The organism is Sporichthya polymorpha DSM 43042 (genome assembly GCF_000384115.1).
In the GTDB taxonomy this organism is placed as follows: Bacteria; Actinomycetota; Actinomycetes; order Sporichthyales; family Sporichthyaceae; genus Sporichthya; species Sporichthya polymorpha.
In genome coordinates this window covers 2,826,559-2,841,712 of sequence record NZ_KB913029.1, presented here as the reverse complement: position 1 = coordinate 2,841,712, position 15,154 = coordinate 2,826,559, and the positions used below count along the sequence as shown (strand labels likewise).

The following is a 15,154-nucleotide window of genomic DNA, read 5'->3' as shown; positions in this document are numbered from 1 at the left end:
ATTCCGCTGACGTTACGGTCAGTGGAAGACGACGGTCTTGTTCCCGTGGACGAGGACGCGGTCCTCCAGGTGCCAGCGGAGGCCGCGGGCGAGGACGACCTTCTCGATGTCACGGCCCTTGAGGACCATGTCGGCGACGGCGTCGGAGTGGTCGACGCGGATGACGTCCTGCTCGATGATCGGGCCCGCGTCGAGCTCGGCGGTGACGTAGTGGCAGGTCGCGCCGACCAGCTTGACGCCGCGCTCGGCGGCCTGGTGGTACGGCCGGCCGCCGACGAACGACGGCAGAAAGCTGTGGTGGATGTTGATCGCCCGTCCGGCCCAGCGCTCGCACAGCCAGTCCGGGACGATCTGCATGAACTTCGCGAGCACGATCGCGTCCGGGTCCTCGGCGTCGACCAGCCGGCGGACCTCCTCGAACGAGGCGGTCTTGTCCTCGCCCGGGCCGGGGAACGGCACGTAGTGGAACGGGATGCCGTGCGCGGCGGTGATCGACTCCAGGTCCTTGTGGTTGCCGATGACGGCCCGCACCTCCATCGGGAGGTCGTTGCCCGCGTAGCGACCCAGCAGGTCGTACAGGCAGTGGCCCTCCTTGGAGACCAGGATCACGACCCGGCCCGGCTGCGTGGTGTCGCTGACGCGCCAGTCGGCGTCGGCGCCGAGCTCGGCGGCGAGGGTCGCGAAGCGGTCGCGCAGCTCCTCCAGACCGAAGGACAGAGAGTCTGCGCGCACCACCTGGCGGGTGAAGAACCAGTTCGTGTCGGGGTCGGCGTGGTAGGCCGCCTCGGTGATCCAACCGCCCGCATCGGAGAGGAACGAGGCAATTCGGGCGACGATGCCGGTGCGGTCGGGGCAGCCGAGAGTAAGGACGTAGTGCGCGCTCATCCGAGCATGATCCCTCAGAGGGCCTTCGCGAACAGCGCAGTGGTCCGTTCGAAGCTCACCGTGGCGGCCTGCTCGTGGTAACTGGGGTGGTCGGGCCAGGTGTAGCCGTGGTCGGCGCCGTCGAAGACGACAAGGTCGACCAGACCGGTCGGGAGCGCCGCGTCGAGGAACGGCTGCTGCTTCTCCTGCGGCTGGATCTGGTCCGCGCCGCCGATCCCGATGTACAGCGGACGGGTCAGCTCGGCGCCGCGCCGGTGCGGGGAGGTATCGGCGTCGTCCGCCAGGAACGACGGGTGCCACAGCGCCCCGGCGACGTACCGCTCGGGCCGGGTCAGCACCGCACGGGTGGCCGCGCGAGCGCCGAGGCAGAACCCGATGGTCACCACGGGCTGCGCCGGGTCGACACCGGCTGCGGCGAGCGCGGCGTCCATGTCGGCCTGGATCCCGTCGTCGGTGAGGCTGCGGACCATGCCCATCATCCGCTCGCCGATCGACGGGTCGGCGGCGCGCTGGGCCGGCTCGAAACCGATCAGACGGCCGTGGCGGTGGAAGAGGTCGGGCACCACGACCTGGTATCCCGCGCCGGCGAGCTTCTCGGAGAAGACGTGCGTCGCGGTCCGGATGCCGGGCCCGTCGTGGAACATCGCGACGGTCGGGAACTCCCCCGCGGCCGGGCGCTTGACCAGCACCGCCATCGGGCCGTCGGGCGTTTCGGTGTCCAGGATTGCGCTCGGAATCTCCACGAGAGCACGCTAGAACACCCACCGACGGGAGATCACCGTGACCACTGCCCCGCTCGACCGCGCCCACGAGGTCGCGGACGCCCTGCTCGAGAAGAACGCGGGGACGTTCGGTCCGACGCTGCCGATCTACCGCGGGCACGTGCACCGCGTCATCGGGCTCGTCGGTCTGCAGACCGAGGTCCGTCCGGACACCGCCGACGCCCTCGGCGTCGCGGCGTTCTTCCACGACGCCGGAATCTGGTTCGACCGGACCTGGGACTACCTCCCGCCGTCGGCCGCGCGCGCCGTCGAGGAGCTCGGCGGCCCCGGCGCACCCCAGGCCGACCTCGTCGCCGCGATGATCACCGAGCACCACCGCATCCGGAAGGCCCGGCACGACGACCCGCTGGTCGAGGCCTTCCGTCGCGCCGACCTGACCGACGTCGCCGCCGGGCTCATCAACGTCCCCGGCGCCCGCCGGTCCGACTACCGGGCGCTGACCGCCACCTATCCCGCCCGCGGTTTCCGACCACTCCTCGTCCGCGCCGCCGCCCGCGGGATCCGCGAGAACCCCCTGCGCCCCGCCCCGATGCTGAAGTTCTGATCTGCCGTCAGTCCAAACTTCGAGGCCGTCACACGGAGGCTTCGTCGTCCAAAGTGACCGTTCGGTCCTCGAAGTCGGCGACAACCCGCAGCTTGCCGCCGAGCGCCTCCACGTAGGCCTTCAACGTCCCGATCTCGGTCCGAGAGAGCTCACCACGTTCGATGGCGGAAATACGGGGCTGGGAGACCTTCATCTGAGTGGCCAAGGTCTCCTGAGTCACGGCGCGCAACCTGCGGACCTCGCGCAACGCGTATGCCTTCTCCAGCGCAACGTGCACGTCGCGGGCCCGGGCGACGCCTTCCTCCGTGATCTGACCTCGGCGCAGGGCCTCCTCTCGCACGGCAGACCACGCGCGAGCCGGGCGCTTCTTGCCGCTCGTGTCACTCATCGTCGTCTCCGTACTCTCCAGCGAGCCAAGCTGCGTGACGTCGTTCAGCCGTCGGGATCGCGTCCCGATACCACTTGCTCCAATTGTTGACCTTGTCTCCGGCGACCAACAGGACGGCTCGTCGCGCCGGATCGAAAGCGAACAGGATCCGCAGCGCGCTCCGCCTTCCGGTGACCGGACGCAACTCCTTCAAGTTGTGAACCTTGGAACCCTTGATGCTGTCAACCGTCGGCCGCCCGCACCCGGGCCCCTCTTCCGCCAACCGCGCGATTGCACCGGCCACCCGATCGGCGAGATCCGGCTCCAACTGCTCGAACCAGTCCTCGACCTCGGGCAACAGACGAACTTCCCACCGCTCCACCCAGCATAACCCCAGCGTTCTATAGTGTCTATGTTCTACATAGTGTGCTCCAATCGCATTCTGGGCGGCGCCACCCACAACCCAGCTCACCCGCGCGGCGGGGCGCCGCGTTCAGCGCTCAGGCCCTGAGCTGACGCTTGATCAGAAGGGGCACCACGAGCCAGGCGGTGCCGAAGAACGCGAGGGCGAGGCAGCCCGCGGTGATGCCCCAGGCGGTGCCGGCGACGATGCCGAAGGTCAGGGTGAGGACGGCACAGACAGCCGCGCCGAGGAGGGCGATGCCGGCGAGGGCGAACTTCTGGGCGACGTTGACGAGCTGGGGTCGGGCGCCCTGGCGGAAGAGCAGCCGGTGCATGGCGACCGGTGTGATCAGGCAGCCGGTGGACGTCACCGACAGCGCGACCGCGACGAGGTAGAGCCCCCGGGACCGGTCGCTGAGCTCCCAGAACCGGTCCTGGAACGGGAGGATCAGCAGGAACGCCGTCAGCAGTTGGACGCCGGTCTGGACGACCCGCACCTCCTGCAGCAGTTCGGCCCAGTGCCGATCGAGGCGCTGCAGCGGGGTCTCGTTCCGATCGAAGACCGGGCCCTCGATGCTCACCCGGTCAAACTACCCAGCCGACGCGCTGACCCTCATCGCGGCGCCTTGCCCAGGACGGTGAGGTCGACGCGCTGCTTCATCGCCTCGGCCAGGGCCGCGAGCGAACGCAACGGACGGATCATCACCTCGAACCGCTCGATGAGACCGTCGGCGTCGTAGCCGATGAGGTCGACGCCCTTGAGCTCCAGTTCGCCCACCTTCGCGGAGAACTCGAGCGTGATGTGGTGACCGTCCTCGGTGGCGAACTGCCGATGGTAGGTGAAGTCGGAGAAGACCGAGATCGCGGTCTGCAGCACGTGCGTCACCGCGGCCGAACCGGTGTAGGGGCTCCAGTAAGCGGGCGAGGAGAAGGTCGCGTTCGGGTGGATCAGCGACTCCAGGCCGGACAGGTCCTTGGTCGCGACCATGTGGTGCCAGGCCGCCAGGCCCTTCGCCACCGCCGGGGGGAGATTCAGGAGTTCGCTCACAGCGCCGCCGCCAACGTCGTGCCCTGCGCGATCGCGCGCTTGGCGTCCAGTTCGGCGGCGACGTCGGCCCCGCCGATCAGGTGCACCGACACCCCCGCCCCGACGAGGTCGTCGTACAGGTCGCGTCGCGGCACCTGTCCTGCACAGATCACCACGTGGTCCACCTCCAGAGTGAGCGGTCCGTTGCCGGTCTCGATGTGCAAACCCTCGTCGTCGACGCGGCGGTAGGTCACGCCGGCGACCATACGCACGCCGCGGCGCGCGAGCTCGGTGCGATGGATCCACCCGGTGGTGAGACCGAGCCCCTCCCCCGGCTTGCTGCTCCTGCGCTGCAGGAGGTGGACCGTCCGCGCGGAGTGCGCCGGGCCAGCGTCGACCAGGCCGCCGGGGGCGAGGAAGTCGGGGTCGACGCCCCAGTGCTGGAAGAACAGTTCGACGTCGGTGCTGACCGACGGTCCGTCCTGGGTCAGGAAGGCCGCGACGTCGAAGCCGACCCCGCCCGCGCCCACGATCGCCACGCGCGCGCCGACGGTCACCTCGCCGCGCAGGACCTCCAGATACCCGACGACCTTGGGGTGGTCGATGCCCTCGAGCTCGGGGACGCGCGGGTCGACCCCGGTGGCGAGGACGACCTCGTCGAACCCGGTGAGGTCCGCCGCCAGCACGCGCCGGCCCAGCTCCAACCGGACGCCGGCTGCGACCAGCTCGGCCGCGAAGTAGCGCAGGGTCTCGGCGAACTCCTCCTTGCCCGGGATCCGCCGGGCGAGATCGAACTGACCACCGATCACGTCAGCCGCGTCGTGCAGGACGACCTCGTGCCCACGCCGGGCCGCCGTGAGCGCGGCGGACATCCCGGCCGGACCGGCCCCGACGACCGCGACGCGCTTGCGCAGCCGGGTCGGGGAGAGGTCGAGCAGCGTCTCGTGGCAGGCACGCGGATTGACCAGACACGAGGTGATCCGGCCGTCGAGCGTGTGGTCGATGCAGGCCTGGTTGCACCCGATGCAGGTGTTGATCCGCTCGGCCTGACCGGCCTGGGCCTTGACGACGAAGTCCGGGTCGGCGAGCAGCGGCCGGGCCATCGACACCAGGTCGGCCACCCCGTCGGCGAGGAGGAACTCGGCGACCTCGGGAGTGTTGATGCGATTGCTCGCGGCGACCGGGATGCCGACGCCGGTGCGCAGCCGCCGGGTCACCTCGGCGAACGCGGCCCGCGGGACCGGGGTCGCGATCGTCGGCACCCGCGCCTCGTGCCAGCCGATGCCGGTGTTGAGGATGTCGACCCCCGCGGCCTCGAGCTCCTTGGCGAGCTCAAGGGTCTCCGCCAGCGTCGATCCCCCCGGGACGAGGTCGAGCATCGACAGCCGGAACAGGAGCAGGAAGTCGGACCCGACCCGATCACGGGTGCGGCGCACGATCTCCAGCGGGAAGCGCATGCGGGCCCGGGCGTCGCCGCCCCACTCGTCGGTGCGCCGGTTGGTGCAGCCGGCGAGGAAGGTGTTGATCAGGTAGCCCTCGGAACCCATGATCTCGACGCCGTCGTACCCCGCCTCGCGGGCGAGCTCGGCGGCCCGGGCGAAGTCGTCGACCGTGCGGTCGACCTCGTCGGTCGTCATCTCACGCGGCGTCAGGTGGTTGATGGGCGCGCGGATCGCGCTCGGTGCGACGAGGCCCTCGTGCTTGGCGTACCGCCCGAAGTGCAGCACCTGCATGACGATCCGGCCGCCGGCGGCGTGGACGGCTTCGGTGACTATGCGGTGGTCAAGCACGTCCGCGGCGGAGGTCATCGTGGCGCCGCGTTCCATCGGCCGGCCGACCTCGCTGGGCGCGATGCCGCCGGTGACCATCAGCGCCACGCCGCCCCGCGCACGCTCGGCGTAGAACGCCGCCATGCGCTCGAAACCACCGGGGGCCTCCTCCAGCCCGAGGTGCATCGAGCCCATCAGGACCCGGTTGGGCAACGTCAGGTGTCCCAGCGCGAGGGGGGTGAACAGGTGGGGGTAGTTCACGGGTGCTCCGTCTCCATGCGGTCCGGCGTGCGCCCCGAGTCCAGGACGCCGCAGCGGCCGGCGAGCGCGGCGGCCTGCACACGGTTCGCCACGCCGACCCGCTGCAGCAGCCGGGCGACCATCCGCTTCGCGGTGCGCTCGGAGACGCACAGCCGACGGGCGATGACGACGGTCTCGTGGCCCTCGGCGACCATCCGCCACAGCTCGAGGTCGGCCCGGCGCAACTGGGAGAGCACCGCGTCGGCGGGTCGGCGGCGCAGCAGGCTCGCCAGCACCGCGGGGGGTGCCACGGTGCCGCCACTGGCGATCGCGAGCAACTGGGTCGCGACCGCCTCGGGGTCGGCGTCACGCAGCAGCACGCCGTCGGCCCCGGCCGCGAGGGCGGAGACGGCGACGTCGGTGGCCTCGGCCTCGGGCGCCATGGCCGCGAAGCGGACGCTCGGGTACCGGCGCCGCGCCGTCGACAGCGCGGTGAGCGCGTCGGGCAGGCCGAGGTCGACGATGACGACCCGCGGGCGGTGACGCCGGATCAGATCGCACACGCGCGGCACGGTGTCGCCGGTGCCGAGCACCGAGACCCGCCCGAACGAGGCGTCCTCCAGCGCGGCCTCCATCCCCCGGGCGAACAGCCGGTGTCGGTCGATGATGACGACCCCGACCGTCGTGGTGGTTACGGGCGGCGGCGAGAGTTCGGTGACCGTCACGGCGCCACCTCCGTCAACCGGGCGCGCAGTTCGCGCTTGAGGACCTTGCCGGTGGGCCCGAGCGGGAGCGCCTCCACGACCTCGACCCGATCCGGGACCCACCAGCGCGGCAGGTGGGCCCCGAGGTGCGCCAGGACCGCCGCAACGTCGGGCTCGACCCCGGGCGGCGGCTGGACGAACAGGACGGGGCGTTCGCCCCACTGGCTGTCGGGCACGCCGACCACCGCCGCCTGCGCGACGTGGGCGTGGTCCATCGCGACGTTCTCCAGCTCGACCGAGGAGATCCACTCACCGCCGGACTTGATGACGTCCTTCACCCGGTCGGTGATGCGCAGGTAGCCCTCGGGGTCGATGGACGCGATGTCGCCGGTGGGGAACCAGCCGTCGCGCAACACCTCGGCGTCGTGGTCGAGGTACCCGCTCGCGACCCAGTGGCCGCGGACCAACAGCTCACCCGCGGCGATGCCGTCCCACGGCAGGGCCTCGCCCGCCGGGTCGGCGATCTTCCACTCCAGACCGAACAACGCGCGACCCTGCGCGGCCTGAATCCGCGTGCGCTCCGCACGGTCGAGGTTCTCCATGCCCGGCTTCAGGGCGCCGACCGCACCGAGCGGGCTGGTCTCGGTCATGCCCCAGCCCTGACACATCGTGACGCCGTGGCCGACCTCGAACGCCTCGATCATCGACGGCGGCACCGCCGAGCCACCGCAGGCGACCCGCCGCAGGGCCGGGAGCTTCCGACCGGTCTGATCCAGGTGCGTCAGCAGGTTGTGCCAGATCGTCGGGACCCCGGCGGTGAACGTGACGCCCTCGGCGTCGAGCAGGTCCGCGAGCCGGGCACCGTCGAGGCGGTCGGCGGGCAGGACCAGCTTCGCTCCGACCAGCGCGGTCGTGAACGGGAGGCCCCAGGCATTGACGTGGAACATCGGGACGACCGGCAGGACCGTGTCGGCGGCGCCGAGCCCGAACGCGTCCGGCAGTGCGCCCGCCATCGCGTGCAGCACCGAGGAGCGGTGGGAGTACAGGACGCCCTTGGGTCGCCCCGTCGTGCCGGACGTGTAGCAGAGCCCGCTCGCGGTGCGCTCGTCGAACTCGGGCCAGTCGAAGGAGTCCGACCCGCCCGCGAGCAGTTCCTCGTAGCTCAGCTCCCCCGCGACCGCGCCCGCCGGGGCGAGCACGACCCGGTGCTTGATACCGGGCAGCCGGTCGGCCAGGGGGCCGATCAGCGGGAGGAAGGGCGGGTCCAGGAGCAGGACGCCGACGCCGGCGTGCTCGAGGACGTAGACCAGCTGCTCGGGATCCAGCCGCGGGTTGACGGTGTGAGCGATCGCGCCGAGGCCGGCGATCGCGTAGGTCGCCTCGAGATGGCGGTGGGTGTTCAGCGCCAGCGTCGCGACGCGGTCGCCGGGGCGGACTCCGAGCTCGGTGAGCGCGGTGGCGAGCCGGCGGGCGCGGTGCCCGACCTCGCCCCAGCTGGTGCGGCGCTCCCCACCGCCGAACTCGGCCGAGACGACCTCCCGCTCCGGGTGGTGCCGCTCGGCGTGCTCCAGCACGGCGGACAGCAGGAGCGGCCGCTCCATCATGAGGGCGTGCATGGAAGATCCCGTTCGCTCGAGGGGGACGTCAGATGCGGCGCATCAGCCGCAGCAGGAGCGAGGCGACCCGCCCGTAGGGCGGGTACAGCAGCTTCGTCCCGGTGAACCCGAGCGCCCCGCGCTGGGTGAAGACCGCCTTGTGGTGCGAGAACGTCTTGAACCCCTCGCGGCCGTGGTAGGAACCCATACCGCTCTCGCCGCTGCCGCCGAAGGGCAGGCCGTCCTGCAGGTAGTGCAGCAGGGTGTCGTTCACCGTGACGCCGCCGCTGGTCGTGCGCTGAAGCAGCGCGCGCTTGCGCCGACCGCTGTGGGTGAACAGATACATCGCGAGCGGCCGCGGCCGGTCGTTGATGTACCCGATCGCCTCGTCGAGCTTGCGGTACCCGACGACCGGCAGCACCGGGCCGAAGATCTCCTCGCGAGCCAGGCGCATCGAGTCGCTGACGCCGGTGACGACGTGCAGCGGGAGCTTCCGGGTCGCGGGGTCCCCGATGTCCTGACCGGTGTCGCCGTGCTCGGCGACCGTCACGGAAGCGCCCTGGGCCCGGGCGTCCTCGATCAGCGAGCGGAGCCGCTCGTAGTGGCCGGAGTTGATGATCGCGGTCGCGTCCTCGTTGGACGTCAGCGTCGGGTAGAGCGAACGCGCGGCCGCGGTGGCGGCGCGCACGAAGCGGTCCTCGGTGCCCGCGGGAACAAGGACGTAGTCGGGCGCCACGCAGGTCTGGCCGGCGTTGAACAGCTTGCCCCAGACGATGCGCTGCGCAGCCTCCTCGATCGAGTACCGCTCGTCGACCACGACCGGGCTCTTCCCGCCGAGCTCCAGCGTCACCGGGGTCAGGTTCTCCGCGGCCGCGCGCATGACGGCCCGGCCGTTCTGCGTCGACCCGGTGAAGAGCAGGTGGTCCAGCGGCAGCGAGCAGAACTCACGCGCGACGTCGGCGTCGCCACCGGTCACGTAGACCTGCTCGACCGGGAAGGCCTCGCCGAGCAGACGCGTCAGCAGAGCGGTCGTGTTCGGCGTGAACTCGCTCATCTTGACCATCGCGCGGTTGCCGGCCGCCAGGGCCGCCGCGAGCGGGGCCATCGTCAGGTGGACCGGGTAGTTCCACGGCGCGACGATGCCGATGACGCCCTTGGGCTGGGCCACGACGCGGTTGCTGCCCGGCAGGAACCAGATCGACGTGCCGCGCAGCCGCGGGAGCATCCAGATCCCGACGTGGCGTCGCGCGTACCGCAGCGAGTGCGCGGAGCCGACGATCTCGGCGATCTCGGTCTCGGTGCGCGAGCGGTGACCGAAGTCCTCGCGCAGTGCCTCGGCGAGCGGGACGCGGTTGCGCAGGACGAGGTCCTCCAGCTTGCGCAGGTCCTTCCGGCGCCGCAGCAGCGACGGCGGGCCCGCTGCCGAGAAGTCGGCGCGCTGCCGGTCCAGGACCGCCTTGAGCTCGGCCGCCGCCGCCGGAGCGGCGGGCACCAGCTGATGCTCCGTCAGCTGTGCGGAGGGCGGAGTGAGAACGTCGGTCACGACAGGAGCCTCCTCAGGCCCGGCTGGCCCAGTGGTTGAGGGAGTACGAGTGCGGATAGGCCATCGCGATCCGCGTGGTGAGGCGGGACGTGCCGATCGCGAGGTCGACGAGCTTCGGGATGCGGGCGGTCTCGAACCACCACAGGTCGTTGAACCAGCGGATCGGCTTGAGCGCCTTCACGACGGCGTCGTGCGGGTCGTGCCCGCGGATCAGCGCCTCGGCCGCGACGACGCCGCCGATCGCGCCGCCGAGGATGCCGTCCGCGTAGTAGGCGATGGCCCCGGGCGTCGCGAGCCGGCGCAACTCCAGCGTCCCCGGCGCCGAGCGGTTCGGTGCCCCGAACGCGGGCGCCGGGGCGAGGCCGCCGAAGCAGGTCTCCTCGACGTCGACGGGCTCGAGTCCGACGGCCTCGGCGATGCCCAGGACCTCCTCCCGCAGGGCGGCGACCTCGCGCGCCTTGTCGATCTTCTCCGGGCCCGACCGGACCGGACGGACCATCAGCCCGTACCAGGTCGCGTCCGGGGAGAGCGGGTCCGCGAACGGGGTGAAATACCCGACGTTGACGGCCCCGTCGCGGTGAACGAGCGGCGCGAAGGCCGTCGTGCCCGTCAGCGGGTGGCGCAGGCCGCCCGACCCGGCCCGCAACGCGCACTGCCAGGCGAGCGTGACGCGCTGAATCGGCGGGGCGGAGGCCCCGAACAGCTTGGGGTTCTTCGTCAGATTGACGAACAGCGGCTTGCGGCCGGGCGCGAGAGCGCGGGCGTCGTCGAGCGAACGGATCGGGTCGTCGACGTCGACGATCGCCCCCGCGTCGAGCATCTCGCGCATGGCGCCGGCCATCCGCGAGTTGCGGCCGCCGTACATGACCGGGCGGTTCGAACCGCGCCGGCCACCCTGCCAGGCAGCGGCGGGCCCGATCTCCCAGTGACCGTCGATGCCGGGACGTGCCATCGCGGTCAACTGACGGGTCGCCACCGGCTGCCCGGCGAAAGCGGGTCCGGCGATCCGGCGGATGAGTTCCGCCTGCGGACGCCGCACGGCGTAGGACAACCAGTCCGCCGACGCGCCGCGCATCGAGCACCCGTTGGCGATCTGCCGGGTCTCCGCCACCGGTTCACCGGCGACGACGACCTTGCCCGCGAACTGCTCGCTGCGCGCCAGTCGCGCCGCCAGCGTCCACGCCGTGATGCCCTTCCCGCCGGCGATGACGACCGAGTCGTACACGGGCTTGCCGCCGCGCGGCAGCAGCGCGTCGAGCTGCGCGTCGATGTGCGCGAAACGGATCTCGTCGGCACCGGTCAGGGGCAAGGACGCACCGGTGGCCGAGGACGGGCGCTCGGGGGCGACGGTCATGACTCCTCCTCGGGGGCTCGGCCCAATGATTCAACCTGGACCATGCAGAGTCAATCGTTTCGTTGGCCCCCGCGGGCCACCCCCGGCCCGCTCGTCAGCGCTTGCGGCGCTCCCCCTTGCTCGCCGATCGGCGGCCCGGCTTCTCCTCGAACAGCGGCGGGATCCGGGGGTCGAGGGACGGCGGGTTCTCGAGGATCGAGGTCCAGAAGGTGATGAAGGCTTCCTCGAACAGGTAACCCATCCGGATCGGGATCTGGTGCAGGTACAACGTCTCGAAGCGGGCCATGTCCGCCGCGATCGCGTCGTACTCGCGCAGCCGCTCCTGGTGCAGCGCGATCTGCTCCTCGGCCATCTCCTTCACGCGCTCCGGGGAGGTGAGGTCGGCGAAGTAGAGCTTGAGCAGGCCGAGGTCGCGCGTCTCGGTCTGCGTGGCGCTCGGCGACTCGAGCCACTCGCGCAGGGCCTCGCGGCCCGCGTCGGTGATGGAGAACAGGCGCCGGCGGCGGCCGTGCTCCTCCTGCTCCTCGCTCAGCAGCCCGAGCTTCGCGAGCCGCTCGGGCTCGACGTAGAGCTGCGAGTGCGGGAACGACCAGAAGTACGCGATCGAGCGCGCGACCGCGCGCTTGAGGTCGTACGGCGTCGAGGGCCCGAGCTCGGCGATGAACCCGAGCACGAGATAGGCGCTGGGGCCGAGTCGTGCTTTCTCGGCCCCAGCGCCCTTGTCCGACGTGGATCGTTCATTCTGGACCGTCATGGTCCGATGGTAGCGGCCTTACTTGTGCGTGTAGATGACGAACTGGTCCGGGTCGGGCTGGAAGCCCGAGGGAGCGCCGTTCGGGTCGGCCACGGTGTTCGTGGACGTGTACTTGTACATGTACTCCCGGCCCTGGCCCATCTCCTTGCTCCAGGTCTGGTTGTCGTACGAGCCACCCCGTTCGGCCTTGCTCCACGAGAACCGCTGATCGAGCGAGGCGTCGGAGGCGTAGACGTCGCCGTTGCCGAGCTGGGCCATCAGCCGCTCACGCGTCAGGTTCGGACCGACGGCCTTCGCGGCCCGCTCGAAGATCAGGCTGCCGACGTAGTTCGCCTGGACGATGTGGTGGTTCAGACCCTTGTTGCCGCGGGCGTACTTCGCCATCGTCGCCATGAACTCCGGACCCCAGAGCTTGTAGGTGGTGTTGGTCCAGTAGCGGTTCACGGGGTGCTTGCCGAACAGCGAGCCGAGCACCTCGGCCGCCAGGTGGTTCCCCGAGATCCCCTTGGGCGGGTAGTAGTTCTGCTGCGTCGCCTCGACCATGAACTTCGCCATCGTCGCCGGGTTGATGACGTAGTGCACGACGTGCTCGGGCTGCGCGGCCCGCAGCGACAGGATCTGCGCCGACATCGACGTCTCGGTGATCGCGACGTCGAGCTTCTTCACCATCTTCGAGCCCGAGGCGTCGAGGACGCGCTGCACCTCGTTGCAGGAGAGCTGCATCTCCGGGCTGGTCAGACACACCAGGCCGTACGTCTTCGGCTGAATGACGTTCTTCACCCAGTGGGCGTTCGCCATCGCCTCGTGAATCATCGACATGTGGGTCGGGAACATGTACGGGTCCTGCCACTCGGTCTGCGAGTAGGCCCACGTCCCGACGGCCGGCAGCTTGTACTGCGCGAGGTCCGAGTGGATCGACGCCGACGCCCAGCTCGAGTAGCTGAGCAGCGCGAAGATCTTGTCCTGGCCGGCGAGCTTCTTCAGACACGCCTTCGACCGTGAGACCTCACCGGGGCCGTCGTCGCAGTCGACGAGCGAGAGCCGCCGGCCGAGGACGCCCCCGCGGTCGTTGATCGAGGCGAAGGCGGCCTTGATGCCGTTCACCATCGGGGTGACGAGCAGGTTCCCGAGCGCGATGCCGTGCGCGGAGACCGTGCCGAGCTTGATCGAGTCCTTCGTGACGCCGATGTCGGTCGCGCCGTTCTTGGCCGCCGCGATTCGCTCGTTCTCCGCGGCCTGGGCGGCGTTGTCGATGCTCGTGACGCCGGAGACGGTCGAGGCCTTGCCGACCGCAGCCGCCCCGCCGGCGCCCTTCGCTGCCTTGCCCTTCTTCGCCGTCGGCGCCGCGGCTCCCCCGGCGACCGGGGCCGCGCCGTCCACCGGGGCGGCACCCACCGGAGCGGTTCCGGCCGGTGCCTCTCCGGGCGCTCCCACCGGGGCCGCACCCTCGACCGGGGCGGCCGCCGCACCCGCGGGCGCCCCGGCCGCGTCGGCGACCGCGGCCGGGTCCGTCTGCGCCGTCGCGTCCCCGCTGTCGCTGCCACCACCGCACGCGGTCAGCACCAAAGCCGCGCTGACGGCGATCGGCAGGACGGCGAACCGCGGACGCCTGCTCCTTCTGGACACGGTCTCTCCTCTGGTCCGGGGGCTGTACTCCGCAGAGTTCCCCGGGTGAGAGGAGCCTGAGAACCGGACGCGTGTGCCAGGGGTGGCCCGTGAGGGTCAGGCCGCCGGGCGCAGATACAGCACGGCGTCCGCGTCGACGATCAGCACGACCTCGCCGGACGCCTCGTCGACCAGCTCGGCCCGCCACGCCAGGATCCCGTCACCCTTCTCGGGGCGCAGGGTCACCTCGGTGATCATCGCCTTGCCGGTCAGCACCATGCCGGGACGGACGGGCCGGCGCAGCCGTGCGTTGACGTTGCGGCCGGCCTTGCCGACGACATCGGCCCAGACCGCCTCGACGACCAGCGCCTGGTACACCGCCATCGTGTGCAGGCCACTCGCGATGACGCCGCCCCACTGCCCGGCTGACGCCGCCTCAGGATCGGTGTGCATCGGCTGCGGGTCGAAGGTCTTCGCGAACGCGACGATGTCGTCCTCGGTCATCGGCCAGCGGCCGAACCGGTACTCCGTCCCCACGACGAAGTCCTCGGCGTAACGCACACTCACTCCGGAAGGTCGAACAGTTCGGCGTCCGGGTCCTCGGCCCAGCTCGCGGCGGCGAGCTCGCGGGCCTGGTGGACCAGGTCGTCGGTCGACCGGCCCGGCCACCCGTGCAGGACGTCGGCCCAGTCCTGGGGGATCGCACCCATCCCGTGGCAGGCGCCGAGCAGGCCCCCGGCGATCGCGGCGACCGTGTCGGTGTCCCCGCCCGCCCGGACGCAGTTCTCCAGGGCGTCGACGAGGTGCTGGTCGGGGTCGTAGGGCAGCACCGGCGTCTGCAGAATGCACGCCCAGGCCGCCTGCAGCGCGTGGACGACCCAACCGTTGTCGCGGAAGGTGGTCGCCGGCTCGCGCTCGGCCTCGTTCAGCCGCCGCAGCCACTTCTCCCGCGCCTCGACGGGCAGCCCGAGCAGCCCCACGCGGGCGTCGAGCTCGCCGGTCAGGACGGTGTGCCGGATCGCGAGCGACCACAGCACGCACGCCTCGCCGGCCTCGGGGTCGGCATGGGTCAGGCTGCTCAGGCCGAACGCCGCCTCCGCACACGCCTCGGCGTCCCCGAGGTAGGCCAGCGCCACCGGCGCCGTACGCATCAGCGACCCGTTGCCCGCGGTGCGCGAGGTGCCGGCGTGCAGCTCCGTCGCGGCCGCGCGGAGGTGCTTCGCGGTCGGGACGCCGCCGGCAGCCGCGGCCGCGGCGGTGAGGACCTTCTTCGTCTGGACGCCGACGTCGGTCGCGTCGCGCGCCCACTCGGCCCACCCGGCGGCGATGCGGTCCTGGACCGCCTCGTCGCGCAGGTCGCCGGTCGCCGCGGCGTCGGCGATCACGAGCGCCATCGCGGTGTCGTCGGTCCATTCCCCCGGCGCCCAACCAAAGCCGCCGCCCCCGCGCATCTCGACGGGGGCGTCGGCCGCCATCGGCTCGCCGAACTCGTAGCCGGCGCCGAGGGCGTCACCGGCCGCCGTGCCGAGCAGGGCCCCCGCGGCGCGGTTGCGCACCGCGGCCGGGGCGATCGGCTCCGCCAC

16 protein-coding genes are annotated in these 15,154 nt (G+C 71.4%); 1 reads left to right on the top strand and 15 read right to left on the bottom strand.

Features of this window, described 5'->3' with window-relative positions; genetic code table 11:
- Positions 1-18: 18 nt before the first annotated feature.
- Entirely contained in the window at positions 19-885 is an 867-nt protein-coding gene (purU, locus tag SPOPO_RS0113940) for a formyltetrahydrofolate deformylase (protein WP_019875444.1), read from the bottom strand.
- Between the two features lie 14 nt (positions 886-899).
- The gene (locus SPOPO_RS0113935) at positions 900-1,628 is read right to left on the bottom strand and encodes a dienelactone hydrolase family protein (protein ID WP_019875443.1); all 729 of its coding nucleotides are present in this window, start codon (positions 1,626-1,628) and stop codon (positions 900-902) included.
- Between the two features lie 37 nt (positions 1,629-1,665).
- Here SPOPO_RS0113935 and SPOPO_RS0113930 point away from each other — a divergent pair, with 37 nt between their 5' ends.
- Positions 1,666-2,211, top strand: coding sequence for a hypothetical protein (locus SPOPO_RS0113930; protein WP_019875442.1), 546 nt, complete (start codon positions 1,666-1,668; stop codon positions 2,209-2,211).
- 28 nt (positions 2,212-2,239) lie between these two features.
- Here the strand turns inward: SPOPO_RS0113930 and SPOPO_RS0113925 are convergent, their stop codons facing one another.
- The 13 genes from SPOPO_RS0113925 to SPOPO_RS0113865 form a co-directional block, all read right to left on the bottom strand.
- The gene (locus tag SPOPO_RS0113925) at positions 2,240-2,599 is read right to left on the bottom strand and encodes a helix-turn-helix domain-containing protein (RefSeq protein WP_019875441.1); all 360 of its coding nucleotides are present in this window, start codon (positions 2,597-2,599) and stop codon (positions 2,240-2,242) included.
- Positions 2,592-2,936: a type II toxin-antitoxin system RelE/ParE family toxin gene (locus tag SPOPO_RS0113920; protein WP_245541715.1), complete on the bottom strand. Its 345-nt coding sequence runs from the start codon at positions 2,934-2,936 to the stop codon at positions 2,592-2,594. The genes SPOPO_RS0113925 and SPOPO_RS0113920 overlap by 8 nt, the downstream gene beginning before the upstream one ends.
- Before the next feature lie 142 nt (positions 2,937-3,078).
- On the bottom strand, positions 3,079-3,561 hold the full coding sequence (locus SPOPO_RS0113915; RefSeq protein WP_019875439.1) for a DUF6328 family protein: 483 nt from the start codon (positions 3,559-3,561) through the stop codon (positions 3,079-3,081).
- A 32-nt stretch (positions 3,562-3,593) separates the two neighbouring features.
- Positions 3,594-4,028 (bottom strand): nuclear transport factor 2 family protein, encoded by a 435-nt coding sequence (locus SPOPO_RS0113910; protein ID WP_019875438.1) that lies wholly within the window; start codon positions 4,026-4,028, stop codon positions 3,594-3,596.
- Positions 4,025-6,037 carry an NADPH-dependent 2,4-dienoyl-CoA reductase gene (locus tag SPOPO_RS0113905; RefSeq protein WP_019875437.1) on the bottom strand — a complete coding sequence of 671 codons (2,013 nt, stop codon included), beginning with the start codon at positions 6,035-6,037 and terminating at the stop codon, positions 4,025-4,027. The genes SPOPO_RS0113910 and SPOPO_RS0113905 overlap by 4 nt, the downstream gene beginning before the upstream one ends.
- The gene (locus tag SPOPO_RS29575) at positions 6,034-6,741 is read right to left on the bottom strand and encodes a response regulator (protein WP_019875436.1); all 708 of its coding nucleotides are present in this window, start codon (positions 6,739-6,741) and stop codon (positions 6,034-6,036) included. The genes SPOPO_RS0113905 and SPOPO_RS29575 overlap by 4 nt, the downstream gene beginning before the upstream one ends.
- Positions 6,738-8,336 carry a long-chain fatty acid--CoA ligase gene (locus SPOPO_RS0113895; RefSeq protein WP_019875435.1) on the bottom strand — a complete coding sequence of 533 codons (1,599 nt, stop codon included), beginning with the start codon at positions 8,334-8,336 and terminating at the stop codon, positions 6,738-6,740. The genes SPOPO_RS29575 and SPOPO_RS0113895 overlap by 4 nt, the downstream gene beginning before the upstream one ends.
- Positions 8,337-8,364: 28 nt before the next feature.
- Positions 8,365-9,858, bottom strand: a complete 1,494-nt coding sequence (locus SPOPO_RS0113890; RefSeq protein WP_019875434.1) for a coniferyl aldehyde dehydrogenase — start codon at positions 9,856-9,858, stop codon at positions 8,365-8,367.
- Positions 9,859-9,871: 13 nt separating this feature from the next.
- Complete coding sequence (locus tag SPOPO_RS0113885) at positions 9,872-11,212, bottom strand: hypothetical protein (RefSeq protein ID WP_019875433.1); 1,341 nt, start codon at positions 11,210-11,212, stop codon at positions 9,872-9,874.
- Positions 11,213-11,306: 94 nt separating this feature from the next.
- On the bottom strand, positions 11,307-11,966 hold the full coding sequence (locus tag SPOPO_RS29570; RefSeq protein ID WP_156869887.1) for a PadR family transcriptional regulator: 660 nt from the start codon (positions 11,964-11,966) through the stop codon (positions 11,307-11,309).
- A gap of 18 nt (positions 11,967-11,984) precedes the next feature.
- Positions 11,985-13,592, bottom strand: a complete 1,608-nt coding sequence (locus tag SPOPO_RS0113875) for an ABC transporter substrate-binding protein (RefSeq protein WP_245541714.1) — start codon at positions 13,590-13,592, stop codon at positions 11,985-11,987.
- 96 nt (positions 13,593-13,688) lie between these two features.
- A complete protein-coding gene (locus tag SPOPO_RS0113870) occupies positions 13,689-14,138 on the bottom strand; it encodes a MaoC/PaaZ C-terminal domain-containing protein (RefSeq protein ID WP_019875429.1) in 450 nt (149 codons plus the stop codon).
- Positions 14,135-15,154 (bottom strand): ADP-ribosylglycohydrolase family protein, encoded by a 1,020-nt coding sequence (locus SPOPO_RS0113865; RefSeq protein ID WP_245541713.1) that lies wholly within the window; start codon positions 15,152-15,154, stop codon positions 14,135-14,137. Before SPOPO_RS0113865 ends, SPOPO_RS0113870 begins: the two co-directional genes overlap by 4 nt.

Excerpts from the sequence above, each read along its gene's own strand:
- purU (WP_019875444.1), bottom strand. The coding sequence starts at position 885 with ATGAGCGCGCACTACGTCCTTACTCTCGGCTGCCCCGACCGCACCGGC.
- SPOPO_RS0113925 (WP_019875441.1), bottom strand. The coding sequence starts at position 2,599 with ATGAGTGACACGAGCGGCAAGAAGCGCCCGGCTCGCGCGTGGTCTGCC.
- SPOPO_RS0113895 (WP_019875435.1), bottom strand. The coding sequence starts at position 8,336 with ATGCACGCCCTCATGATGGAGCGGCCGCTCCTGCTGTCCGCCGTGCTG.
- SPOPO_RS0113885 (WP_019875433.1), bottom strand. The coding sequence starts at position 11,212 with ATGACCGTCGCCCCCGAGCGCCCGTCCTCGGCCACCGGTGCGTCCTTG.
- SPOPO_RS29570 (WP_156869887.1), bottom strand. The coding sequence starts at position 11,966 with ATGACGGTCCAGAATGAACGATCCACGTCGGACAAGGGCGCTGGGGCC.